23 protein-coding genes are annotated in these 24043 nt (G+C 42.4%); 19 read left to right on the forward strand and 4 right to left on the reverse strand.

What is annotated here, in order from left to right:
• Positions 1–352: transposase (locus A5878_RS07110; protein WP_143353837.1), on the forward strand; the 352-nt coding region annotated here is incomplete at its 5' end.
• A 104-nt stretch (positions 353–456) separates the two neighbouring features.
• Here the strand turns inward: A5878_RS07110 and A5878_RS07115 are convergent.
• Entirely contained in the window at positions 457–1344 is an 888-nt protein-coding gene (locus A5878_RS07115) for a pyruvate, water dikinase regulatory protein (protein ID WP_010748043.1), read from the reverse strand.
• Positions 1345–1439: 95 nt separating this feature from the next.
• On the opposite strand from A5878_RS07115, the gene A5878_RS07120 reads away from it, so the two are divergent.
• The 9 genes from A5878_RS07120 (at position 1440) to recO (ending at position 8710) form a co-directional block, all read left to right on the forward strand.
• Positions 1440–1871, forward strand: coding sequence for a Fur family transcriptional regulator (locus tag A5878_RS07120; RefSeq protein ID WP_005225833.1), 432 nt, complete (start codon positions 1440–1442; stop codon positions 1869–1871).
• A 160-nt stretch (positions 1872–2031) separates the two neighbouring features.
• Positions 2032–2208, forward strand: a complete 177-nt coding sequence (gene rpsU, locus A5878_RS07125; RefSeq protein WP_002356740.1) for a 30S ribosomal protein S21 — start codon at positions 2032–2034, stop codon at positions 2206–2208.
• Between the two features lie 33 nt (positions 2209–2241).
• Positions 2242–2691 carry a GatB/YqeY domain-containing protein gene (locus tag A5878_RS07130; RefSeq protein WP_005225841.1) on the forward strand — a complete coding sequence of 150 codons (450 nt, stop codon included), beginning with the start codon at positions 2242–2244 and terminating at the stop codon, positions 2689–2691.
• Between the two features lie 171 nt (positions 2692–2862).
• A complete protein-coding gene (locus tag A5878_RS07135; RefSeq protein WP_086295136.1) occupies positions 2863–3837 on the forward strand; it encodes a PhoH family protein in 975 nt (324 codons plus the stop codon).
• Positions 3838–3858: 21 nt separating this feature from the next.
• On the forward strand, positions 3859–6060 hold the full coding sequence (locus A5878_RS07140; RefSeq protein WP_005225843.1) for an HD family phosphohydrolase: 2202 nt from the start codon (positions 3859–3861) through the stop codon (positions 6058–6060).
• A complete protein-coding gene (gene ybeY, locus A5878_RS07145) occupies positions 6060–6536 on the forward strand; it encodes an rRNA maturation RNase YbeY (RefSeq protein ID WP_005225844.1) in 477 nt (158 codons plus the stop codon). The genes A5878_RS07140 and ybeY overlap by 1 nt, the downstream gene beginning before the upstream one ends.
• A complete protein-coding gene (locus A5878_RS07150) occupies positions 6520–6909 on the forward strand; it encodes a diacylglycerol kinase family protein (protein WP_016610244.1) in 390 nt (129 codons plus the stop codon). The genes ybeY and A5878_RS07150 overlap by 17 nt, the downstream gene beginning before the upstream one ends.
• 34 nt (positions 6910–6943) lie before the next feature.
• Positions 6944–7843, forward strand: a complete 900-nt coding sequence (gene era / locus A5878_RS07155; protein ID WP_005225846.1) for a GTPase Era — start codon at positions 6944–6946, stop codon at positions 7841–7843.
• Positions 7844–7936: 93 nt separating this feature from the next.
• Entirely contained in the window at positions 7937–8710 is a 774-nt protein-coding gene (gene recO / locus A5878_RS07160; protein WP_074535734.1) for a DNA repair protein RecO, read from the forward strand.
• Here recO and A5878_RS07165 read toward each other — a convergent pair.
• Complete coding sequence (locus tag A5878_RS07165; RefSeq protein ID WP_086295138.1) at positions 8704–9510, reverse strand: AraC family transcriptional regulator; 807 nt, start codon at positions 9508–9510, stop codon at positions 8704–8706. The genes recO and A5878_RS07165 overlap by 7 nt on opposite strands.
• Positions 9511–9631: 121 nt before the next feature.
• Here A5878_RS07165 and A5878_RS07170 point away from each other — a divergent pair, with 121 nt between their 5' ends.
• From A5878_RS07170 to A5878_RS07195, 6 genes are all read left to right on the forward strand, one after another.
• A complete protein-coding gene (locus tag A5878_RS07170) occupies positions 9632–11644 on the forward strand; it encodes a beta-galactosidase (protein WP_086295140.1) in 2013 nt (670 codons plus the stop codon).
• The gene (locus A5878_RS07175; protein ID WP_086295142.1) at positions 11644–13401 is read left to right on the forward strand and encodes a beta-galactosidase family protein; all 1758 of its coding nucleotides are present in this window, start codon (positions 11644–11646) and stop codon (positions 13399–13401) included. Before A5878_RS07170 ends, A5878_RS07175 begins: the two co-directional genes overlap by 1 nt.
• 298 nt (positions 13402–13699) lie before the next feature.
• Entirely contained in the window at positions 13700–13939 is a 240-nt protein-coding gene (locus A5878_RS07180; RefSeq protein ID WP_081118113.1) for a hypothetical protein, read from the forward strand.
• A gap of 15 nt (positions 13940–13954) precedes the next feature.
• The gene (gene glyQ / locus A5878_RS07185) at positions 13955–14866 is read left to right on the forward strand and encodes a glycine--tRNA ligase subunit alpha (RefSeq protein ID WP_005225852.1); all 912 of its coding nucleotides are present in this window, start codon (positions 13955–13957) and stop codon (positions 14864–14866) included.
• Position 14867: 1 nt separating this feature from the next.
• Positions 14868–16940 (forward strand): glycine--tRNA ligase subunit beta, encoded by a 2073-nt coding sequence (gene glyS, locus A5878_RS07190; protein WP_086295144.1) that lies wholly within the window; start codon positions 14868–14870, stop codon positions 16938–16940.
• 177 nt (positions 16941–17117) lie between these two features.
• Positions 17118–18668: an IS1182 family transposase gene (locus A5878_RS07195; RefSeq protein WP_074536951.1), complete on the forward strand. Its 1551-nt coding sequence runs from the start codon at positions 17118–17120 to the stop codon at positions 18666–18668.
• Positions 18669–18857: 189 nt separating this feature from the next.
• On the opposite strand, the gene A5878_RS07200 is transcribed toward A5878_RS07195, so the two are convergent.
• A complete protein-coding gene (locus A5878_RS07200; RefSeq protein ID WP_086295146.1) occupies positions 18858–19535 on the reverse strand; it encodes a response regulator transcription factor in 678 nt (225 codons plus the stop codon).
• Between the two features lie 18 nt (positions 19536–19553).
• Positions 19554–20699: a cell wall metabolism sensor histidine kinase WalK gene (locus A5878_RS07205; protein ID WP_086295148.1), complete on the reverse strand. Its 1146-nt coding sequence runs from the start codon at positions 20697–20699 to the stop codon at positions 19554–19556.
• Between the two features lie 244 nt (positions 20700–20943).
• Here A5878_RS07205 and A5878_RS07210 point away from each other — a divergent pair, with 244 nt between their 5' ends.
• Genes A5878_RS07210 through A5878_RS07220 form a run of 3 tightly spaced genes read left to right on the forward strand, consistent with a single transcriptional unit; the run spans position 20944 to position 24033 of the window.
• A complete protein-coding gene (locus A5878_RS07210) occupies positions 20944–22173 on the forward strand; it encodes an efflux RND transporter periplasmic adaptor subunit (RefSeq protein WP_016610234.1) in 1230 nt (409 codons plus the stop codon).
• Positions 22157–22831, forward strand: a complete 675-nt coding sequence (locus A5878_RS07215; protein WP_086292217.1) for an ABC transporter ATP-binding protein — start codon at positions 22157–22159, stop codon at positions 22829–22831. The genes A5878_RS07210 and A5878_RS07215 overlap by 17 nt, the downstream gene beginning before the upstream one ends.
• Positions 22828–24033 (forward strand): ABC transporter permease, encoded by a 1206-nt coding sequence (locus tag A5878_RS07220; RefSeq protein WP_086295150.1) that lies wholly within the window; start codon positions 22828–22830, stop codon positions 24031–24033. The genes A5878_RS07215 and A5878_RS07220 overlap by 4 nt, the downstream gene beginning before the upstream one ends.
• The last annotated feature ends 10 nt before the right edge of the window (positions 24034–24043 follow it).

Raw genomic sequence — 24043 nt, forward strand, 5'->3', positions numbered from 1 at the left:
TGAAGCAATGATGATTGATCGATTGCTTGAGTTTTCTACGCCCCTGAAGGAGGCGTATCCCTTTTTTCATGAATTAGTTGAAGCCTTTCGAGACAAAGACCCTGACTTATTTTTCTGCATATTGGCAGAACTTCCCAAAACGTTAGATGACGGCTTTCGGGAGAAGCTTCAAAACCTTCTGACCTATGAAGAAGGCATCACCAACGCAATGATCTATCCTTATTCCAATGGAAAAATAGAAGCGAAGAATACCCACATAAAGACAATGAAACGAGTATCCTACGGATTTAAATCATTCGAGAACATGAGAATTAGAATCTTTTTGATCAATAAATTAATCAATGTAAGATAACAAAAAATCTGAGCCAGAATGTGGTTCATTCTGACCCAGATTTGATTTTGCACAACTCATCAGTCCTTATTGACAAAGAGCCGTTTTTCATTGCTTCATCGAGGTTAGTCTTTCGTTTCTGACGTGTAATAACTATGATCTTCTAAGTTTAATGCATTTAAAATCATAGAGGCGGTTTCTTCGATGGAAAGAGAAGCGACATTGATCACGACACAGCCTAGTTTCTCGTAAAGATCATTGGCAAACGTCAGCTCCGCTTTGATTTTTTCTATATCGGAATACGCAGAATCTGGGTTCAAGCCGTAGGAGCGCATCCGTTCTTTGCGAATACTGTTTAACACATTCGGATCGTTTGTTAGCCCGACGATTTTTTTCGGATCGATTTCCCAGAGCTGTTTTGGGATGTGGGCTTGCGGTACTAAAGGCAGGTTAGCAACTTTTAAATTTTTGTTTGCTAGAAATAGACTCAAAGGCGTTTTTGACGTCCGAGAAACCCCTAGTAACACGACATCTGCTTCCAAGAAGCCACGAGGGTCTTTCCCATCATCGTACATAACCGCAAATTCCATGGCTTTGATGCGTTTGAAATAATTTTCGTTTAAGTGGTGCAAAGCCCCTGGCTCTCGTGAAGGTGCTACGCCAGTTCGTCGTTCTACTTCACTTACTGGAGGGGTCAATACGTCGAAATGATAAAGGTCAGCTTCTTCACAAAAATGATTCGTCAAATCCACAAGTTCTTCTTTGATCAAGGTATGAAGAATAATGGCGTTGTGTTTTTTTGCATCAGACAAAGCTTTGATCAAATGCTCTTTTGTGTGGATAAACGTGCGTCTAAAAAGGTTAAATTCGACGCTGGGGTATTGGGCCATTGTCGCTTGTGCTAGCTTCGATGCCGTTTCGCCGGCAGAGTCCGACAACACGAACATCGTCACTGCGGCACTGGTTTGCAATTTTTCTTGCAAGTCTGGTTGTTCAGGTTCAGTTGGCTTCATAAGAAAAATCCTCTCTTGCTTTTTTATTGATTTCATTATACCATACTTAAGATCGATAGAATCGGAATGATTTTGATTTATCAGGAGGGCCTACGATGAAAAATCAAACACTTATTGAGCATGCCATGACTACATTGAAAGAAAATGGCTTTAAATACACCAAAAAAAGAGAAGCGATCATCACCTATTTAGTGAAACGCAATCGCTATTTGCCAGCCAAGGAAATTCATGAATACATGTCAGAAAAGTATCCTGGCTTGAGCTATGATACGATCTACCGTAATCTGCATGATTTTTCTGAGATCGGTATTTTAGAAGAAACAGAGCTGAACGGGGAGATGAAGTTTCGCTATAACTGCTGTGCAGAATTAGAGGACCATCATCACCATCACTTTATTTGCACGGTTTGTGGCAAAACAAAAGAACTGCATATTTGCCCGATGGACTTCTTCCAAGAACAGCTTCCTGGCTGCTTGATCGAGGGACATCGCTTCGAGATTTTGGGCCGTTGTGAAGAATGTCAATGAAAACCCAAACAAACTTGATGGGATCGAAGACTTTTTTAACAGAATGCCTTGACACTTTTTCAGGGGTTAGCTATAATTTTTAAAGGACAGTCGTGTTTTTTGGGATTTTATTTCAATAACAACTACGGTTACTTTTTAAGCTCGGAGGGAGGGAATTTACATGTCAAAAACAGTCGTTCGCAAAAACGAATCACTTGACGATGCTCTTCGTCGCTTCAAACGTTCCGTGTCAAAAGCGGGTACTTTACAGGAATCTCGTAAACGTGAATTTTACGAAAAACCTAGCGTAAAGCGTAAGAAAAAATCTGAAGCAGCTAGAAAACGCAAAAAATTCTAATTTTCTACTGTTTTGAGAATTGGAGCTGGTAGTGTGACACTACTAAGTACACTGAATGATGACATGAAGACAGCGATGAAAGCCAAAGACAAGGAAACCTTGCAGGTGATCCGCATGTTGAAAGCATCAATTCAAAATGAGCAGATCAAAAAAGGTTCTGACTTGAATGAAGAAGAAGAGTTGACCGTTTTGTCTCGTGAGATGAAACAGCGTCGTGATTCTTTAAATGAGTTTGAGAAAGCTGACCGAAATGATCTAGCAGAGAAAGTCAAAGTTGAAATTGCAGTTGTTGAAAAATATTTGCCAGCACAACTCGATGAAGCGGAAATCCGCCAAATCGTCGCTGGAGCGATTGAAAAGACTGGTGCTTCTTCTTCCAAAGAATTTGGAAAAGTGATGGGTGCTGTAATGCCACAAGTTAAAGGCAAAGCAGACGGTAATCAAGTCAATGCGATCGTTAAAGAATTATTGGATCAAATGTAAGCTCACGCCGCAAGTATGGATGACATGCTTGCGGCTTTTTTTTCTGATTTCGAAAACTTAAAAAAAGCATAAGGACAAGGGGAAACGACTGTTGTGCTTGATAAGTAATTTTTCTTTTTTCCATCTTATGTTATTATTAATAAGAACGCCAAAAAAGGAGCTGTAACATATTTGACAGACAAAACAATAACGATCGAGATAACACTTAGTGAAAACGATGACGTTCGTTTATTATTAGGTGCCCACGATAAGAACATCAAAATTATTGAAGACTCCACAGGAACGGTCATTCACACTCGTGGTGAGCTGATCCAAATCGTAGGAGAAACTGAAGCCGCTGAAAAGGCACAATCCGTGATTCGGGCTTTGCAAGAGTTGATCAAACGAGGCATCAATATCAGTACCCCTGATGTGATCACTGCGTTGAATATGGTGAATAAGGGCAGTCTTGATTATTTCAAAGATATGTATGAAGAAGAGATCATCAAAGACCGTAACGGCAAACCGGTCCGAGCGAAAAATGCTGGGCAAAAAAAATATATCGAAGCCGTCCGTAAACATGATGTAGTGTTTGGTGTCGGCCCCGCTGGAACCGGAAAGACCTTCTTAGCAGTCGTAATGGCAATTGCAGCTCTAAAGAAAGGCCAAGTGCAAAAAATCATTTTGACACGTCCCGCCGTTGAAGCAGGAGAAAATCTTGGTTTCCTACCAGGAGACTTGAAAGAAAAAGTCGATCCTTACTTACGCCCCGTTTATGATGCGTTGTATCAAATTTTTGGGATGGATCATACGAACCGTCTCATGGAACGAGGCGTCATTGAGATCGCACCCTTGGCATATATGCGTGGACGTACGCTAGAAGATGCCTTTGTCATTTTAGATGAAGCGCAAAATACGACGATCGCTCAAATGAAAATGTTTTTGACCCGTTTAGGATTCAACTCTAAAATGATCGTCAATGGCGATACCAGCCAGATCGATTTGCCAAAAGGGACTTTAAGCGGCCTGATCCACGCCGAACGGACGTTACAAGAGATCCCTAAAATTGCTTTTGCTAATTTTGAAGCAGGAGATGTCGTGCGGCATCCAGTTGTTGCCGAGATCATTCGCGCATATGAAGAAGCAGATCTTAAAGACAAGCGCTGATCGTCTTTTAGGAGGAGAACTATGATCATTCAACCACTACGGAAATTTAGAGAAAGACTTGGGAAATTCTATCTACCAGTTTTGATGTTCCTTTTCTTTCTTTTTTCGATTGGTATCATGTACACCAGCGTCAAACAAAACAATGTCGATTATAGCGAAGGTCAAGTGGCGGAAGAAAATATCCGTGCCAATAAAACGATCGAAAATACCGCTGCGACGGAACAAAAACGTAAACTGGCTGCCGAAGCTGTACCACCAGAGTACACGTATCAGGATACACTGGCGCAAACGCAGCATGATCGTATCGATCATTTATTTGACTTAGTTGCTTCAGTCAAAAAATCAGTGGATGAAGCTCATGAAAAAAAAGTGGCTGAAGCCGATGAGGATGAAAATATCCCTAAACCTAGTACAGATGAATATATCGCAGCCTTAAAACAAGAATTTGAAAAAATGAGTGATGATGAACTAGATTTTTATCAGTCATTTACCAATAATTTTTTGACGACGATGTTCTCATTAAGTGATGATGAATTAAATACAGTGCGTACCTATGCGCTACAATTAATAGATGAACAAATGGCGAAACAGATCCGCCAAACGGAATTAAGTACGTTCCGTTCTGAGGCGGAAGATAAGATCCAGTTCTTAGATGTTAGCTCAGATATGGCTTCTGTCTTACGTTTCTTAGTCAATCAAGGAATCGTCGTGAACGATATCCCAAATGAAAAACGGACAGAAGAAGCACGGCAAACCGCCATGGATGCTGTTCCTCCAGTGATGATTTATCAAGGAGAGATCATTGTCCGTGAGGGCTCGCAGATCGATGCCAATGCCCTAGAGAAGCTGCAGCTTTTAGGAATGACTAATCAGACCTTTTCTGTTTTTCCATTGATCGCTTTAGTGTTAGCAACAGTCTTACAGATGCTGATGGTGTTTTATTACACGAAACAGACGAAAGACGTGGAAAAACGGATGAATGCGGTCACGTTTTATATTTTGGCAATGGCATTCAGTATTTTGATCATGAAGTTTTTCCAACTTTTCCAATCTGAATTAGTGACCTTTATCCCGCTGTTTTTCCCAGCTGCGTTTACACCGTTGATCCTGAGTATTTTCTCTAGCCGTCGTTTGGGGATTTTGTCTGCGATTTTCCAAGTAATCAGTGCACTCTTTATTTACTTTGATTCTAGCGGAACCAACTTGTTGACGACCGTCTTAGTCACCTATTTGTTCTCTGGCTTGATGGGAACGATGATCAAGCGCGCCCGCATCGCTAGTCAAGGGAAAACGGCAGTAGCGTGGGTGATCGTCTTTCCGCTCTTACTGAGTTTTGTGCTGGTGATTTTCCAAGGAATGGATTTTGCTCGCGGGAACACTTGGACCACGATCATTTGTGGTTTAGCAGGCTCTCTCTTAAGCTATTTGCTAACGATGGGACTACATCCTTACATCGAATTGTTGGTGACGGATGAGAGTATGATCGTGTTAAATGAATTGAGTAACCCGAATCATCCATTATTAAAACAGTTGCTGGAAGAAGCGCCAGGAACATATCATCACAGTATGATGGTTGCCAATCTTAGTGCCAATGCCGTTGCCGAAATCGGCGGGCAAAGCTTACTGACTCGTGTGGCTTGTTATTACCATGATATCGGCAAGGTCAAACATGCCAATTTCTTCGTAGAAAATTTACCTGCTGGTGCCGAAAACCCGCATAATTTCTTGTTGCCTGAAGACAGCAAACAAATTATCTTCGGTCACGTGATCGATGGGGCGGAAATTCTCGAAGAAGCCAAAATGCCCCGCATGGTGATCGACATTTGTCGTCAACACCATGGCACGACCTTGATGCGGTATTTCTACGTGAAAGCCAAAGAGCGTAATCCCGAGGTAACGGAAGAAGATTTCCGTTATCCTGGTCCAAAACCGCAAACACGAGAAGCTGGCGTTGTGAGTATCGCGGATAGTTGTGAAGCAGCTGTTCGAGCGATGGAAAATCCAACAAATCAAAAGATTCAAGAATTTGTTGCAAATCTCATCAATGATCGGATCTTAGACGGTCAACTGGATGAAACAGGCCTGACTTTGAAAGAAATCCGAATGATTGAAAAATCACTGGTCAACGGACTTTGCAGTACCTTCCATTCACGGATCAAATATCCAAAAATGAAGTCGGAAGCAGAGAAAATGAAAGAAGAACAAGAAAGAAGAGAGCGCTAATGGAGATTACCTTTTTAGATGAGACAAATTCAGTGGGGGAAACCAAGATCAAAGAGATCGAAGGACTGCTGCAATTTGCTGCAGGACATTTAGAACTTCCAGAGGATACAGAAATGTCCGTCACATTTATGGACAATGCGGCGATCCAAGAAATCAATCGGGAGTACCGCGGCAAAGATATGCCAACGGATGTCATTAGTTTTGCCTTTGAAGAAGAAACAGACGAAGAGCTGTCGATCATTTTTGACGAAGCCCTTGAAGAGCTGCCGCGTGATCTTGGAGATATCATGATCTCCATTGAACGAGCGAAAGAACAAGCTGCTGAATACGGGCATACCTATGATCGGGAGCTGGGTTTCTTGGCGTTACATGGTTTCTTGCATATCAATGGCTATGATCATATGACACCTGAAGATGAAAAGGAAATGTTTGGATTGCAAAAGGAAATACTGGATGCCTATGGACTCAAAAGATAAGAATATTGGGAAAAACAAACAATTTATTTCGTCGATCGAATTTGCTTTCACTGGTATAAAAACCGTCTTTAAAGAGGAACGCAATATGCGTAAACATGTTGCACTAGGAATCGTTGCGATCATTGCGGGTTTTATTTTCCGTTTGAGTCAAATGGAATGGCTCTGGTTGCTGCTAGCTGTTTTCTTAGTCTGGATCGTTGAGATCATTAACACCGTCTTTGAAAACGTCGTAGATATGTTTACAGATTTCCATTTCCATCCTATCGGAAAAAAAATCAAAGATATGGCAGCTGGTGCCGTGCTGATGACCGCAGTTTTTGCGTTAGTCGTCGCAGCGATCATCTTCTTGCCAAAATTGCTGCAGCTCTTCTGATGCGCACCAAAACACAAGATAAAGGGGAACAACAATGACAACACACAAATCAGGCTTCGTTGCGATCGTCGGGCGGCCAAATGTTGGGAAATCAACACTACTAAATCGAGTCGTAGGACAAAAAATCGCGATCATGAGTGACAAAGCGCAAACGACCCGTAACAAAATCCAAGGGGTCTACACGACGGATGACGCACAGCTGATCTTTATCGATACACCAGGGATCCACAAACCCAAACACCGTTTAGGCGATTTTATGGTTGAAACCGCCTATAGTGCACTGCGAGAAGTTGACGTGACGCTATTTATGATCAGTGCGGACCAAAAGCGTGGCAAGGGCGATGATTTTATTATCGAACGATTGCGCCAAAGTCAGACACCGGTTTTCCTCGTGATCAATAAAATTGATAAAGTCCATCCAGATGCCTTATTGGCAATTATTGAAGACTATTCCTCACAAATGGACTTTGCTGAGATCGTACCGATTTCCGCAACAGAAGGCAATAATTTCGAAACGTTAATGAAGCTACTGATCGATGAAATGCCTGAAGGGCCTCAGTACTTCCCAGAGGATCAAATCACGGATCATCCAGAATACTTTATCGTTTCCGAATTGGTGCGGGAAAAAGTCTTGCTACTGACCAGAGATGAAGTGCCTCACTCAGTAGCGGTCGTGGTTGACTCCATGAAACGAGACCACAATGACAAGGTGCATATTCAAGCGACGATCATTGTCGAACGTGACAGTCAAAAAGGCATTATCATCGGCAAAGGCGGAAAAATGCTGAAACAGATCGGTACGAAAGCTCGTTTAGACATTGAACACTTGTTAGATGACAAAGTCTTCTTGGAATTATGGGTAAAAGTGCAAAAAGATTGGCGCGACAAGCAAACCTTCTTAACGGATTATGGCTATCGCAAAGATGAGTATTGATGACATGCAGATTAAACATGATCTGTTTTAATGAAGAAAAACTGATGCAGTTAGCGAACTGGATCAGTTTTTTTAAAGAAATGGGATGCGACGATGAATCTTGTTGAAACAAAAGGAATCTTACTTTTTTCAAAAGACCATAAAGAAAAAGACAAGCTAGTCAAAATCTTTACGGAATCTGCTGGGAAGCAAATGTTTTATGTCAAGGGTGCCCATCGGAAAAATAACCCCTTGGCACCAGCGCTGCTCTCCTATACTGAAGCCACCTACATGGGAACCATCAAAACGGAAGGCTTGTCCTTTTTAAACAATGCCAAAGACATCCATCCTTTTCGTACGATCCAAAGTGATATTTTTATTGCTGGTTATGCAACCTACTTATTGAATTTGGCTGATTCTGCTATTGATGATCGAGTCTATGACCCACATCTATACCAATTTTTACATGAGGCCTTGCAATTAATGGATCAAGAAAACGACGCAGAGATCATCACCAATATTTTTGAGATCCAGATTTTGCACCGTTTCGGGATCACCCCGAATTGGACCCATTGTGCGATCTGCGGAAAAACCGACGGTCGGTTTGACTATTCCTCAAAATATAGCGGTATTTTATGTGAACAGCACTGGGGGATGGACGAACGTCGTTATCATGCTGATTCTCGGGCGATCCATTTTATTCGCTTATTTTCGCAAATATCCTACGAGCAGATTGCTTCAATCAAATTAAAGCCAGAAACGAAAGCCGCGATCCGACGAGTGATTGATTTATTATATGATGAATATGTGGGCATTTATTTAAAAAGTAAGAAGTTTATCGATCAGATGGGGCAATGGCAAGACGTCTTAAAACCGAAAAATCAATGATAGAGTTGGCGAAACTTTAATGGAGTTAAGCCGACTCTTTTTTTGAATAATGCTGTAAAGTGACTTGCATCTTGAAACCCCACTGCGAAGGCAGCTTGTTGAATGGGCAGATCTGGCTGTGCCACCAAAAGCTCTTTGGCTCGGGTCATACGGTAGTTCAATAAATATTGTGCAGTAGATTGCCCCAAAAAACGTTGGAACAAACGTGAGAGATACTGTGGTGACACATAGACGAGCCCTGCTAGTTCTTTGATCGTGATCGCCTGATCGTAATTCGTTTCGATTTCTTGTATAACGGGAACCAGATATTGTTGGAACAGCGGGTGTTTTTCTGTTGGATTCCCTGAGCGTTCTTGCATGATCGCCAATAAAAAGCGGTAACATTCGCTAGAAGCCCGTAGCGGGTCCCAACTGATTTGTTGGTCTTCTTTGATCCGTTGATTGATCCAGGTGACATAAGAAAAGGTTTCTGACTCTTCAGCTAATATATAGGGCTGATTCGTGTACTGCTTTAACACCTCAGCTGCCAAAGGGCCTTGGAATGTGGCGAAGGATGTTTTCCAGTCAGTCAATGGATAATAGCGATGGGGCGTAAAAGGAAAAATCAAAATGCCTTCATTCGGACGTAAGATAAACGATTCCTGACCAAATGTGATTCGGCCTTCCCCTTGCTCGGTTTGCAGCCAATGGAAGTAGGGATAGCCATCAGGACGAGCGACGTCATCTTGCGCCCAATCGTTGCCGATGCTTTCCAGAGATAAAGGCAGCTGCTGATTGGTTTGATAAAAGTAGATAGGCATAGTGTACCTCCGTGTTTCGAAAAGTTATAAAATAGTGTTTCATGTATTATACTACAACAGAATGAAAAGCCTTACAATAAGAGAGTAGAAATCATTTTATTTTAAAGGAGCGTTCACTTACATGACAAAATTTTTTGATAGAATTCTATTTGGCGGCGATTATAATCCAAATCAGTGGCCGAAAGAGATTTGGGAAGAAGACATTCGGATCTTTAAAAAAGCAAGTATCAATAGCGCGACCGTCAATGTTTTTTCATGGGCAAAGATCCAACCCTCTGAAAATTGTTATGATTTTGAGGAATTGGATCAAATCATCGAAAAATTAAGTACGGAAGGTTTCGACATCGTCTTAGCCACTTCCACAGCTGCTTTGCCAGCTTGGATGTTTAAGAAGTATCCAGAAGTCGCTCGCACCGATTATGATGGACGCCATCATAAGTTTGGGCAACGGCACAATGCCTGTCCCAACAGTTTGGTTTATCAAAAATACGCAGAACGCTTGGCAACGAAATTAGCCGAACGTTACGGCGAAAATCCACAAGTGACTTGTTGGCACATCAATAATGAATACGGCGGCGAATGTTATTGCGACAACTGTGAAAAAGCGTTTCGTGTCTGGTTAAAGGATAAATATCATACGATCGAAGCACTGAATAAAGCCTGGAATATGGAATTTTGGGGTCATACCGTGTATGAATGGGATGAAATCGTGCTGCCAAATGCGCTGTCAGAAGGAATCGGCTATGACAAGACGGCATTTGCAGGAATTTCTATTGACTACCGACGGTTCAACTCGGATAGTCTTTTAAAAAACTACATGATGGAGCGGGACGCTATTCGGAAAATCGATCCCACAACACCGATTACAACGAATTTGATGGGAACCTTTAAAGGACTGGATTATTTCAAGTGGGCAAAGGAAATGGACCTTGTTTCGTGGGATAATTATCCATCGTACAATACGCCATGGAGCTTAGTAGCCATGACCCATGATTTGATGCGCGGGTTAAAACAGCAACCCTTTATGCTGATGGAACAAACACCTTCCCAACAAAACTGGCAGCCTTATAATTCATTAAAAAAACCAGGACAGATGCGGGCGCAAAGCTATCAAACGATTGCTCATGGGGCAGATACGATCCAATACTTCCAATTGCGACGTTCCATTGGTGCTTGTGAGAAATTCCATGGTGCGGTCATCGAACATGTCGGTCATGAAGACACGCGGGTTTTCCGAGAAACAGCAGCTCTTGGGGCTGAATTAGCGCAGCTTTCAGACATCATTGGCACGCAAACCCAAGCACAGGTTGCTGTGATTTTCGATTGGGACAATTATTGGGCTTTAGAATATACGAGTGGTCCGACCGTTGATCTGAAATATGTTGAACAGATCCATCGCTACTATCGCTATTTTTACGAACAAAATATTGCGGTCGATTTGGTTCCCGTGGATGCTGACTTATCAAAATACAAGCTAGTCGCAGCTCCGGTTCTGTACATGATCAAAGAAGGGATGCAAGAGCGGCTAACTGATTTCGTTATGCAAGGCGGTGCTTTACTTACAACGTATATGAGCGGCATCGTTGATCAATCAGACAATGTTCACTTAGGCGGTTACCCTGGCCCCTTGCGGGAGTTAGCTGGCTTCTGGGTGGAAGAAATCGATGCATTAGCGCCAGAACAATCAAACGGGGTTTCGTTAGTTAATGAAGAACTTACAGGAACAAGTAATTTAGTCAGCGATTTGATCCATTTAGAAAACGCCGAAGCGCTAGCGCATTACACGAGCAATTTCTATGCAGGAATGCCGGCAGTGACCAAAAATACATTTGGCGATGGAACCGTCTATTACTTTGGTGGACAGTTGGAAGATCAGCTGCAAGATCAGCTTTTCAAAACGATCGTCAAAGAGACCGATATTACCCCAGTGATCGAGGAGGTAACAAAACTAGAAATTGCCTGTCGTGAAAATGAAGAGGCGAAATTTTTCGTCATCATCAATTTCCACGAAGAAGCACAACCGCTGCCAGAAATGTTTGTTGGAAAAACGGATCTTCTGACGGGTAAGGTTCTTTCTTCAGAAATGATGCTGACGCAATACACCACCTATATCGTCAAAGAGGGGCGTAACTGATGCGAACTTTTGCTATTGAAGATGACTTTTATTTAGACAACAAGCCTTTTAAAGTGATCTCTGGAGCGATCCATTATTTTCGTGTCGTTCCTGAATATTGGCAAGATCGCTTAGAGAAACTACGCTTGATGGGCTGCAATACCGTCGAAACCTATGTTCCTTGGAATCTTCATGAAGCACAGGAAGGTGTCTATCAATTTGATGGGATCCTTGATTTGCGGCGATTTATCCAAACGGCACAAGAAGTAGGGCTTTATGTCATTTTGCGACCAGCACCTTATATTTGTGCGGAGTGGGAATTTGGGGGACTGCCTTATTGGCTGTTGCAAGATCCTATGATGAAGCTTCGGTTTGATTATCCCCCATTTATGGAAAAAATCACTCGTTATTTCGCCCATTTGTTTCCACAAGTGCAGGATCTGCAGATCACCCAAGGCGGTCCGATTATAATGATGCAAGTAGAAAATGAATACGGCAGCTACGCCAATGACAAAGAGTATTTGCGGAAAATGGTGGCTGCGATGCGGCAGCATGGTGTAGAAACGCCGTTAGTGACCTCTGACGGACCTTGGCACGATATGCTAGAAAACGGCAGTATCAAAGACTTGGCATTGCCTACGATCAACTGTGGCTCCAACATCAAGGAAAATTTTGAAAAACTTCGAAGATTTCACGGAGAAAAACGGCCACTGATGGTCATGGAATTTTGGATCGGCTGGTTTGATGCCTGGGGTGACGACCAGCACCATACGACCTCAACACAAGATGCAGTAAAGGAATTGCAGGATTGTTTAGCATTAGGTTCTGTCAATATCTATATGTTTCATGGCGGGACCAACTTTGGCTTTATGAACGGGTCAAACTATTATGAACGCTTAGCGCCGGATGTCACTAGCTATGATTACGATGCCTTGTTGACAGAATGGGGAGAACCTACTGCCAAATACCAAGCCTTCAAAAAGGTGATCGCTGACTATGCGGAAATTCCTGAGTTTCCCTTGAGTATGGAAATTGAGCGAAAAGCTTATGGAACATTCTCAGTGAAAGAACGAGTCTCCTTGTTTTCGACGATCGACACGATCAGTCAACCGATCATAAGTAATTACCCGTTATCGATGGAAGCCTGCAATCAAGCGACGGGTTATATCTATTATCGCTCACTGATTGGGCCTGCTCGGAAGATTGCCGACTACCGTCTGATCAATACGATGGATCGTGCCCATACGTTTATCAACCAGGAACTTTTGCGCATCGATTACGATCAAGAAATCGGTCAAACCTACAGTTTCGATTTATCAGTATCAGAAAACGAGTTGGGGATCTTGGTGGAGAATATGGGGCGGGTCAATTATTCCGTAAAAATGAACCATCAGCACAAAGGCATCAAAGACGGTGTGATCATCAATGGCGCCTTCCAAAGCAACTGGGAAATCTATCCCTTACCGATGGATAATTTGCATGCCATTGATTTCCAAGGAAAATGGCAAAAAGGACAACCAAGTTTCTCACGCTTTGAATGTGTTTTTGATGAATGTGCAGATACCTTTATCGAATTGCCAGGCTGGGGTAAAGGGTTTGTCCAAGTCAATGGTCATACGATCGGCCGTTTTTGGGAAAAAGGACCGCAGCAGCGCTTGTACGTCCCAGCACCGTTTTTAAAAATCGGAATGAATGAGATCATCGTTTTTGAAAGTGATGGGAAAATCGCTGATGAGATCGTCTTTCATGATCAGGCGGATTTAGGCCCAGAAGCATAAAAGTTCAAATTAATCATTGACAAACCCTAGCTTCAACTACTATCATAAGGGTAATCGAATCTGTGCTATGATCGGAAGAAAGAAAGAAGACCATTCCATGAAGCGAACTTGGGAGAGTGAAAGCCAAGTTGGAACCTTATTTCGCAGGCGTCCGTGAGCATGATCAATGAAGCTGCCGACTTGTCGGAAGTAGGGTGGAACCGCGAATTTATCGTCCCTATATCTATACAAAGTGTATAGATATAGGGACTTTTTTATGTTTCACACCAAGAATAGCCAAAAACAAAGGAGGGTTTTTATGTTATTTGATATGACGATTCCAGCAAGTGCGTTTACCGAAAAAAAGCTCAAAGTATTAGCAAGTATTCCACTGCAAGTTCGCCTTTTAAAGGATGAACAGCTTATCCATGAATTTACAACGAGTCCAGACCAAATGCTTTACGACTTATCGGATGTTTTAGAAGCAGATGTCGTGGTCGAAGTGAAATTGATCCCTGGATCAGTTGTCGAATTTTATCCTGTCGTCAATGCGTTATAAGAAAGGAAGAAAAAGATGAGTAAACTAACTGTGCAAGAGATGATTTTGACCCTGCAAAAATTCTGGTCCGAAAACGGCTGTATGCTGATGCAGGCCTATGATACAGAAAAAGGGGCTGGAACCATGAGCCCATATACATTTTTACGTGCAATCGGTCCAGAACCATGGAACGCCGCTTACGTAGAACCTTCTCGCCGTCCAGCTGATGGCCGCTACGGGGAAAACCCAAATCGTTTGTATCAGCACCACCAGTTCCAAGTCGTGATGAAGCCTTCTCCTGAAAATATCCAAGAACTTTATTTAGAAAGCCTTCGTCTTTTAGGGATCGATCCATTAGAACATGATATTCGTTTTGTCGAAGATAACTGGGAAAATCCTTCGATGGGTTGTGCAGGTCTTGGTTGGGAAGTTTGGTTAGACGGGATGGAGATCACTCAGTTTACTTACTTCCAACAAGTCGGCGGCTTAGCATGTAAGCCAGTGACATCAGAGATCACTTACGGCTTAGAACGTCTAGCATCTTATATTCAAGAAGTTGAAAGTGTCTACGATCTTGAATGGTCTGCAGGTGTCAAATATGGTGAGATTTTCCGCCAACCTGAGTATGAACATTCAAAATATTCCTTTGAAGTCAGTGACCAAGACTTGCTTTTAGGGAACTTCGATCGTTTTGAAAAAGAAGCAAAACGCTGTATCGATGAACGCTTAGTTCATCCAGCTTACGACTATATCTTAAAATGCAGCCATACCTTCAATTTGTTGGATGCACGTGGTGCAGTCTCCGTCACTGAACGTGCTGGGTACCTCGCACGTATCCGTAACATGGCACGTCAAGTAGCAAAACTATTTGTAGCAGAACGGGAAAATCTCGGTTATCCATTGCTTGATCCAGAAGTGGCGCAAAAACTGATTGAGGAGGGAAAATAAGATGGCACAAAACCTATTATTAGAAATCGGCTTAGAGGAATTACCTGCGCATGTCGTAACCCCAAGTATGAAACAATTACAAGAAAAAACGGCAGCTTTCTTAGATGCTCATGCATTGCCTTATACAACGATCGAAGCCTATTCCACACCTCGCCGCTTGGCTGTCTATGTCACCGGTATTCCTGAAAAACAAGCGGATACGCAAGAAGAGGTCAAAGGACCAGCGAAAAAAATCGCGTTAGATGATGCAGGCAATTGGTCGAAAGCAGCTCAAGGGTTTGTTCGTGGACAAGGATTGACAACCGATGACATCACCTTCCGTGAATTAAAAGGTGTTGAGTATGTCTATGTAACGAAACATACCCAAGGTCAACCAACCGTTGAGGTATTGAAAGGATTGCAGGAAGTAATCACGAGTTTGACGTTCCCAGTAACGATGCACTGGGCAGACTACGATTTTGAATATATCCGACCAATTCATTGGATCGTAGCACTCTTTGGTGAGCAAGTCATTCCTTTCCAAATCCTTGATATTGTTACCGGACGCGAGTCAAAAGGTCATCGTTTCTTAGGTGAGGCAGTCACGTTTGATCATGCGGACGACTATTTGGAAAAAATGAAGCATCAGTTTGTCATCGCTGATCCAAGCGAACGTCAACAAATGATCACCGCACAAATCAATGCGATCGCTCAAGAAAACAACTGGCGGATCGATTTAGATGAAGACTTACTAGAAGAAGTGACAAATCTAGTTGAATACCCAACAGCCTTTGTAGGGGACTTTGAAGAAAAATATCTTTCTGTCCCTGAAGAAGTATTAGTTACTTCTATGAAAGAACATCAACGTTACTTCGATGTCCGCACCCTTGACGGAGAATTGCTGCCGCACTTCATCTCTGCCCGCAACGGGGATGCTGTGAAGATCGATAATGTCATCAAAGGAAACCAAAAAGTCCTGACCGCTCGTCTAGAAGATGCTGAGTTTTTCTACAATGAAGACAAAAAGCTGACCATTGACCATTGCGTAGAAAAACTTAAGCAAGTCACCTTCCACGAAAAAATCGGCAGCTTATATGAAAAAATGCAACGTGTCGGACTAGCAGCGCAAATCATCGGGAAGACCGTTGGTTTAACACAAGAAGAACTGACCGACCTTCAACGGGCAGCTCAAATCTATAAATTTGATTTAGTGACCAATATGGTAGGGGAATTCCCTGAGTTGCAAGGGATCATGGGGGAAAAATATGCCCTGATCCAAGGAGAGAAACCAGCAGTTGCCCAAGCGATTCGTGAACACTACATGCCGATCTCAGCAGAAGGCGAGCTGCCACAATCAAAAATCGGGGCTGTTTTAGCGATTGCGGATAAATTAGACAGCTTACTTGCTTTCTTCGCTGTTGATATGGTTCCAAGCGGTTCAAACGATCCTTATGCTTTACGCCGTCAAACCTACGGGATTATCCGCATCTTAGCTGAAAAGCGCTGGTACTTCCCATTTGCTCAGTTGCAAGAAGAAATTCGTGAAGCCATTAATGCTCAACCAGAAGTTTTTGGGATTCAACTTGCCGCTGGTCAAGAACAAGTGACCGATTTTGTGAAAGGTCGTCTGCGTCAATTCTTACTCAGCAAAAATACGCGTCATGATGTCATCGAAGCTGTCTTAGGCGCACGTCAAGCAGACATCAGTACGTTGTTTGAAACGGCTCAAATGTTAAGAGAACATCTGCAGGACAACGACTTCAAACCATCGATGGAAGCTTTGACACGGGTGATCAATTTAGCGAAAAAAGCCGAATTGGATCAAGCAGCAATTGCTCCTGCCTTGTTTGAAAACGACTCTGAAACTACCTTGTATGAAGCGGTCTTAACAGTAGAGGACAAGTTCTCACATCAAACGATGGAAGAAAACTACCAAAGCTTAGTGGCACTGCGCCCATTGATCGAAGCTTATTTTGATCAAACAATGGTCATGGTCGAAGATGAACAGATTCGCCGCAACCGTTTTGCCTTGTTGGATAAAATCGCGAAGATGAGTCTGGCAGTGGCTAGTTTAGATGCTTTGATTACGAAATAAAAGAAGCTTGCAGTTGCACGTTTCTAAATAAAAAAGGAACTGTGACATAATTCCATAGAAGAAAACCGCAAGAAATGACGAGAAATCGTTCATTTCTTGCGGTTTTTTGGGTAAAATAAAAAGGAGCACCGGTTGCCGCCAATGCCCCATCATTTAATCCTGAAAGGACTAAACAAAATGTATACTAATTATAACATGAATCAACTCACTTTGGATCTATCTACTTCATTTTCTCCAAAAGAAAATCATGTCGCCGTTTTTATCCATGAACTGGTCGAAGCGCTTCAGATTAATGACCCCTATCTTTTTGGTCGACCAAGAGAATATGATTTAGGTGCCATGTTGAAGTTGGTTCTTTTTGCGTATACGCGAGAAACCTTTACAAGTCGCAAGATTGAACGCTTAGCTGAAGAAAACCTATATGCTCGCTGGTTGACGCAAGAACGGGTTCCAACTTATCGAACGATCGCCCGTTTTTGTGTATCTAACGATGTGCAGGAGTTGACCAATAAAGGCTTAGATCAGTTGACAGAGTATCTGCGTGCACGGAATCTGATTGATGATGCGTTGTTTATTGACGGTACAAAAATCTTGGCAGATGCGAATAAGTACAGCTTTGTCTGGAAGAAAAACACGATCCGATTCGATCAAATGAATCGCGAAAAACTGCTTACTATGATGACGGAACTAAGAGAAGCGTATGCCCTGAAACAGATTCCCGAAGGGACGACCTTGACAGTAGACATGATAGATGAACTGTTAACACGGATGGAACTACGTCTGGAAGAACTAGAAAAAGAAGTTGAGGCAACGAAACGTCTTTCGCCAAATCCAGCGAAACAACAACGGCGAACGTTGAAAAGCCAAGTACGCAAATTAAATACAAAACGAGAAAAACTTCTGGAACATCAAACGCAGTTTTCTACTTATGGGACAAGAAACAGTTATTCAAAAACTGATCATGATGCGACATTCATGCGCGTAAAAGAAGACCCTATGAAAAATGGCCAACTTAAGCCTGCGTATAACCTGCAGATCGCTACTTGTAATCAATTTGTACTCGGCTACGATGTCTTTCAAAACCCAACAGACACTAAGACGCTGAAACCATTACTGGAAAAGATGAAGATTGCACAAAAGTCCCCTCATTATTTGGTCGCCGATGCAGGCTATGGTTCAGAAAGCAATTACCGCTATATAGAAGATGAACTTCCCCAGCATACTGCACTGATTCCTTATGGAACGATGTTTAAAGAACAAAGCAAGAAATGGCAGACAGATGATCGGAAAGTAATGAATTGGGATTATGAGCCTAAGGAGGACTTTTACATCGACCCCAAAGGGGTACGATTCAATTTTCATGCTTACCGTCAACGAACAGATGCGGATGGCTTTGTCCGAGATTTTAAAGAATACCAAGCAGAAAAAACGGATGCGAACCAAGCGCTCATTCCTGAAGCCTTAACCCCAAAGGGGAATCGCAGAAAGATCACTGTAAATCCGTCTTGGGAATACCATAAAGAAAAACAAAAAGAGCGCTTATCAACGCCTGAAATTCAAAAAATATATGGTCGGAGAAAGATCGACGTGGAAACAGTCTTCGGATTTATGAAGGCTTGTTTGGGTTTCACTCGATACACGGTTCGGGGCTTAGAAAAAGTCAGAAAACAGACGGGTTTACTCATTACGGCAATCAATATGATGAAATTGACAAAAATAGGTACTTGAACTACCCAAAATGAATAAAAAAAACAAGGAGCACTCGAAAAATCACATGATTTTCGAGTGCTCCTTATATTTTGGAGAGCGTAACTAATTAACTTATGTCACGCCCCCTTTTTCTATGTTTCTCGATTTACTTGTGTTCAGTCCCAAGAAAACCGTCCTTTTCGTGCAATGAAAGGACGGTTTTTGGTGTTAAATTTTATAGCCGATCCCCCAAACGGTTTTGATATAAGAGGACTTCTTGTGGGTATCGTGCATTTTTTCCCGAAGGTTTCGAACGTGGACCATGATGGTATTATTGGAAGACGTGTAATATTTTTCGCCCCAAACCTCTTGAAACATTTCCTCAGAGCTTACCACTTGGCCTTTTCGCTCCATCAATAATTTTAAAATGGAAAATTCGATGGGCGTCAGGGAAAGTTCTTCTTCTTGCAAGAAACATTTTCGCTTATTGACATCTAATTCCAACTCCCTCACGATCAATTTGTTTTGATCTGAGTCGTTGTATTGGGTCGAGCGGCGTATCTGAGCTTTCACCCGAGCGATCACTTCCAACGGACGAAAGGGCTTGGTGATGTAATCATCGGCACCAATTGTCAAACCAGTGATCTTATCGATTTCCTCAGATTTAGCTGTCAACATAATAATTGGGTAATGATGCTTTTTGCGGATGATTTTACACAGGTCAAAGCCTGTGATATCTGGCAGCATGACATCAAGAATCGCCAAAGAAAAGCTGTTTTGCTCGATCTGTACCTGAGCTTCATTCCCATCTGCACAAGTGATGACAGAAAAATTTTCGTTTCGTAAATAAAAGGCAATCAAATCTGAAATTTCTTTTTCATCTTCAACTAAAAGTATCTTTTCCACTCGTATTGACCTTCCTTTTCAGTTAACTGACTTTCTCGTTTTTTCGTGTTGGTTTGTCGCTAAAGGCAATGTGACGATCATTTGAATCTCATTGTTCTTGCTAGCAGCTCGGATCGTTCCCTGATGCGCCAAAATAATTTCTTTGGCGATCGCCAATCCGAGACCTGCTCCACCTGTCTTGGTTGAACGAGCTTGATCCAGACGATAAAATTTTTCAAATAATGCCTCCAATTGTTCTTGTTCGATCGGCTCACTTTGATTCGCTAGGATAAAAGTTGCTGCTTGTTCGTCCACGGTTAGCTGCATTATGATCGTGGTTTGATCAGGCGCATAGGCAATGGCATTTTTTAACAGATTGTTTAACACTCGCGCCAACTGTTCACTATCGGCTTTTAATTTCAAGCTCTCTGGTCCAGAGTAGCAGATGGTTTGTTCTTTTTCTTTTAGCAGCGGATAGAATTCTTCTTGGATTTGCTTCAGTAAGAAGACGAAATCAAGTTCCCGTTGATACAATTGGATGTCTTGCAGATTAAAACGGGTGATGTCGAAAAATTCATTCATCAGCGTTTCCAAACGCTCAGACTTTTCTAAAGCAATCGTCAAGGATTGCGTCATTTGTTCATTGGTCAAGTTTTTCGTATCCAACAATAGGTTGAGATAGCCGATCACTGAAGCTAAGGGAGTCTTTAAGTCATGCGCCAAATAGGTGATCAAGTCCTTGGTGCGCTGTGTTTCTTCCTTTAAAAGAGCCTCATTGCGGTTCATCGTATCTTTTATTTTTAATAATTCATGATCGATCGCTAGGCTGCCCGTGGAACTTGCTTCCGATTGAGAGAAAAAGAGCTTAATTCCTTCGGCGATCCTTGCAATTTTTTTTCTTGAAACATAACGATAACTAAAATAGCAAATCAAGGTAACGGCAAAAACGAGAAAGAAGGAGAATGCCAAGAACAATTGTTTAATAGGGCGCCAGTCGACAAAGGTACCAACGATCATCCCGCCTTCGCCATCACTTGTTTCCACAACGCCATCTGTAACAAGGTTTGACAAAAAATTATCTAGCACCATTTGAATGAGTCTCGTTTCCTTTAATAGCCATAAGGCACCTACCAATAAACAAAGACCAAACAATGAAAAAATTAATAAAGAGGTTTTCGTACGCATGAAACAGTCCTTTCTAACTCGTTCTTGATTCTTTCTTGATTATAGCAAAGAGGAGTAAGAGCGAATAGCTAATTCTTCTTAAGAATTCTTCATATTAATAAAAAAAGAATGGAAAAATTCTATTTTCTTAAGAAATCTTCAGCAGATATTAAGAGAAACGTTCAAAACAGAAATTGATTCAATGGTTAAATAAAGGTGGTCATTCGATTAACCAATCAGGAAGGTGAGATGTTTGAGAAAGCATATGAACAAATCAAAAAAGAGTTTCATGATCATCAGTAGTTTACTGATCATCGGCAGTTTAGGCTGGACGAGTGCCTGGGGGATTGCTCGTCGTGAAGAACCTTCCATCACTCAAATAACTTTGCAAGATCTGCAACCGAGAGCAGATTTTTACTTAGTAGGAGTCGTTGAACCAGCAAGAACGGTTGAAGTCAAGGTGGATAGCTCAAGAGGATCAGTTGTTGAGAAAAAAGTAGAGGCAGGGGATCAAGTCAAAGCAGGGCAAGCTCTTTTTGTTTACTCTAACCCTGAGGGGGCTTTGGCCATTAAAGAAGCAGAACAGGCGACGGCAAATCGCTCGAGAGCTGTGGAACAAGCAAGACGGCAAACGAATCAAAAATGGGAACAATACAATAAGGTCACGAATCAGTTGGAGGAGACGAAACAAAAAATTGCCAGTGCGGAAGAAGAGGACAAAGAAGGGCTGGAAGATCGTAAAACCGATTTGGAAATGCAGCAAAGTCAATTACTACTAGAAGCGCAAAACTTGGAAAGCAGCATTGGCGATGCCGAATTAGAGCTGGAACGGGCAGAATTAGAACTACGTTCAGTCAAAGAGCAGCATGGCTCAGACGTCGTGGAAGCCGAAATTGATGGAATCGTTAAAGATGTGGACGAACGACAAATGAATCGAAGCGCAAGTGAAGCGGCTCCAGAGAATCCTTTTATGACGATCGTTGATACCAGTCGGCTCTTTTTAAAAGGGACTGTGGATGAATTTCGCCGCAATCAACTTGAGCCTGGTCAAAAGGTTGAACTTAGAGACCGTAATGGCGGCAGTCAGCGATGGACTGGAAAGATCACCCGAGTTGGGGATATGAAAGAGCCTTCGGTAGTGGTTGAAGAACAAGGCGCAAACCCCAATTTGTCGCAATTTAGTTTTGAGGTCGTTTTAGATGAAAGTGAAGAGCCACCTAGTATTGGCATCCATTGTTTTGTAGAACGCATTGAGGAAGAGCAAACCGCGATCAAGCTGCCCAAATCTTTCGTGTTTTATGAAGAAGATAGGCCCTTCATCTACGTCGTTGAGGACCATAAAATCAGTAAACTATCCGTGGAAATCATGGAAGATGAAACGGATGAAGCCATGTATCTGTTAGAAAGTGAACTGGATATGCAAGTGGTGCTCGTCTTCCCAACAGTTCGGATCCAAGAAGGAATGGATGTGAAACCAAATGATCCAACTGATTGATGTCTGCAAAACGTTCCCACAGGGCACTAGCGAGATTCACGTTTTGAAAAAAATCAACTTAACAATCAATGCTGGCGAGTTTGTTTCCATCATGGGCCGATCAGGATCAGGCAAGTCGACCTTGATGAATATTATTGGCTGTTTAGACACGCCAACAACGGGCAGCTATCTACTTGATGGTAAAAATACCAGTCAAATGAGTGAAGATGAACTGTCCGAAATCCGCAATCAAAAAATCGGCTTCGTGTTTCAAAATTTTGAACTGTTGCCCAAACTATCCGTTTTACAAAATGCTGCCTTACCGCTCTTGTATGCTGGTGTCAATCAGGAAGAACGAACGACTCGAGCAATTCACGCCTTAGAAAGTGTCGGATTGAGGGATCGGATCGATTTTAGGATCAATCAGTTGTCAGGGGGGCAAAAACAACGAGTAGCGATCGCTCGGGCATTAGCAGGAGAAGCAAATGTGATTTTAGCAGATGAGCCGACAGGTTCTTTAGATACCGCTAATAGTCATGAGATCATGGCGTTATTTACTAAGCTGAATCATCTAGGAAAAACAGTGGTTTTGATTACCCACGAACAAGAAGTCGCGGACTATGCAAAGCGGCAAATCGTCATTAAAGATGGTGAAGTTGTTGAGGAGGGCACAAGATGACCGAAAATATTCGCTTAGCCATTCAAGCAATCTACCAGCATCGTTTGCGTTCCTTGTTGACGATGCTAGGAATCATTGTCGGGATTGCCTCCATCATTTCCATTGTGAGTATCATCAACGGAAATACTGAGAACATGAAAAAGCAGCTGATTGGTGGTGATACTAACTCGATGCGGATCGAATATGACGCTAGAAGTGCTTTTTTAGCGGGCGAAAGCGGCAGAAATGATCGTTTGCCTGATTACGCCCCGCAACTATCAGAAGGAGAGCTGCAAAAGCTGTTGACTATTGATCACGCCAAGAACGTTAGCTTGTTCTATGAAGCCAATCTGACAGTTTTCCAAAGAGACCAGCAAACCGATACGATAGTGCTAGGCATGGATCCCGGGTTCTTTGAAATTTTGCCCTATACGATCCTTGCTGGCAGAGAAATGACTGAAACCGAATTGCAGACACAAAAGCAAGTTGCGGTGATTACGAAAGATTTGGCGGAAATTTTTTTCTCCTATCGTGATCCTATCAATCAACTGATCGAAATCAATGGGACGCCCTTTCGCATCGTTGGCGTATCTGTTTCTGACACGGAGCAACTGTCAGGGAAATATGTCTTCATCCCTCGAGGCAGCCAAAGTTTCGTCGAAGGAAAGCTCAACCAAAGGCCAACAGTGCTGTTTCAGGCAACGAATGCGGACGTCTTAGAATCAGCAGTCGTTCAAGCCAGCCATGAATTGACCAAGAGTATTCCGCCTTCAGATTTTGTTTTTTCCATCCGCAACTATGATGAAGTGCAGAAAATGACCGATGATATCAATCGATCGAATATGATTTTACTGGGGGGAATTGCTAGCATTTCCTTACTCGTCGGTGGGATCGGTGTAATGAATACGATGCTGGTCAGTGTGACAGAGCGTACCAGAGAGATCGGTTTGAAGAAAGCATTGGGTGCCAAACGTAAAGTGATTTTGCAGCAATTTTTGACAGAAGCAATCGTTTTATCGGTGATCGGCGGGCTGATTGGCATCATCGTCGGTCTGTTGATCAGTCTGATCGCTTTGCGTCTGTTAGAGTATCCGATGACGATCTCATTGTTATCCATTTTGATCAGTGTGTCATTTTCAATGCTGATCGGTACTATTTTTGGTTACTTACCCGCTTATAAAGCGTCGAAATTAAAACCGATCGAAGCATTACGCTATGAATAAAAGGAAGGTG

The sequence above is a fragment of the Enterococcus sp. 3G6_DIV0642 genome, assembly GCF_002140635.1.
GTDB lineage: Bacteria > Bacillota > Bacilli > Lactobacillales > Enterococcaceae > Enterococcus_D > Enterococcus_D casseliflavus.

Coding starts and splice junctions, on each gene's coding strand:
- A5878_RS07115 (WP_010748043.1), bottom strand. CDS start 1,344: ATGAAGCCAACTGAACCTGAACAACCAGACTTGCAAGAAAAATTGCAA.
- A5878_RS07120 (WP_005225833.1), top strand. CDS start 1,440: ATGAAAAATCAAACACTTATTGAGCATGCCATGACTACATTGAAAGAA.
- rpsU (WP_002356740.1), top strand. CDS start 2,032: ATGTCAAAAACAGTCGTTCGCAAAAACGAATCACTTGACGATGCTCTT.
- A5878_RS07140 (WP_005225843.1), top strand. CDS start 3,859: ATGATCATTCAACCACTACGGAAATTTAGAGAAAGACTTGGGAAATTC.
- ybeY (WP_005225844.1), top strand. CDS start 6,060: ATGGAGATTACCTTTTTAGATGAGACAAATTCAGTGGGGGAAACCAAG.
- A5878_RS07150 (WP_016610244.1), top strand. CDS start 6,520: ATGGACTCAAAAGATAAGAATATTGGGAAAAACAAACAATTTATTTCG.
- era (WP_005225846.1), top strand. CDS start 6,944: ATGACAACACACAAATCAGGCTTCGTTGCGATCGTCGGGCGGCCAAAT.
- recO (WP_074535734.1), top strand. CDS start 7,937: ATGAATCTTGTTGAAACAAAAGGAATCTTACTTTTTTCAAAAGACCAT.
- A5878_RS07165 (WP_086295138.1), bottom strand. CDS start 9,510: ATGCCTATCTACTTTTATCAAACCAATCAGCAGCTGCCTTTATCTCTG.
- A5878_RS07170 (WP_086295140.1), top strand. CDS start 9,632: ATGACAAAATTTTTTGATAGAATTCTATTTGGCGGCGATTATAATCCA.
- A5878_RS07175 (WP_086295142.1), top strand. CDS start 11,644: ATGCGAACTTTTGCTATTGAAGATGACTTTTATTTAGACAACAAGCCT.
- A5878_RS07180 (WP_081118113.1), top strand. CDS start 13,700: ATGTTATTTGATATGACGATTCCAGCAAGTGCGTTTACCGAAAAAAAG.
- glyQ (WP_005225852.1), top strand. CDS start 13,955: ATGAGTAAACTAACTGTGCAAGAGATGATTTTGACCCTGCAAAAATTC.
- glyS (WP_086295144.1), top strand. CDS start 14,868: ATGGCACAAAACCTATTATTAGAAATCGGCTTAGAGGAATTACCTGCG.
- A5878_RS07195 (WP_074536951.1), top strand. CDS start 17,118: ATGTATACTAATTATAACATGAATCAACTCACTTTGGATCTATCTACT.
- A5878_RS07205 (WP_086295148.1), bottom strand. CDS start 20,699: ATGCGTACGAAAACCTCTTTATTAATTTTTTCATTGTTTGGTCTTTGT.
- A5878_RS07210 (WP_016610234.1), top strand. CDS start 20,944: ATGAACAAATCAAAAAAGAGTTTCATGATCATCAGTAGTTTACTGATC.
- A5878_RS07215 (WP_086292217.1), top strand. CDS start 22,157: ATGATCCAACTGATTGATGTCTGCAAAACGTTCCCACAGGGCACTAGC.
- A5878_RS07220 (WP_086295150.1), top strand. CDS start 22,828: ATGACCGAAAATATTCGCTTAGCCATTCAAGCAATCTACCAGCATCGT.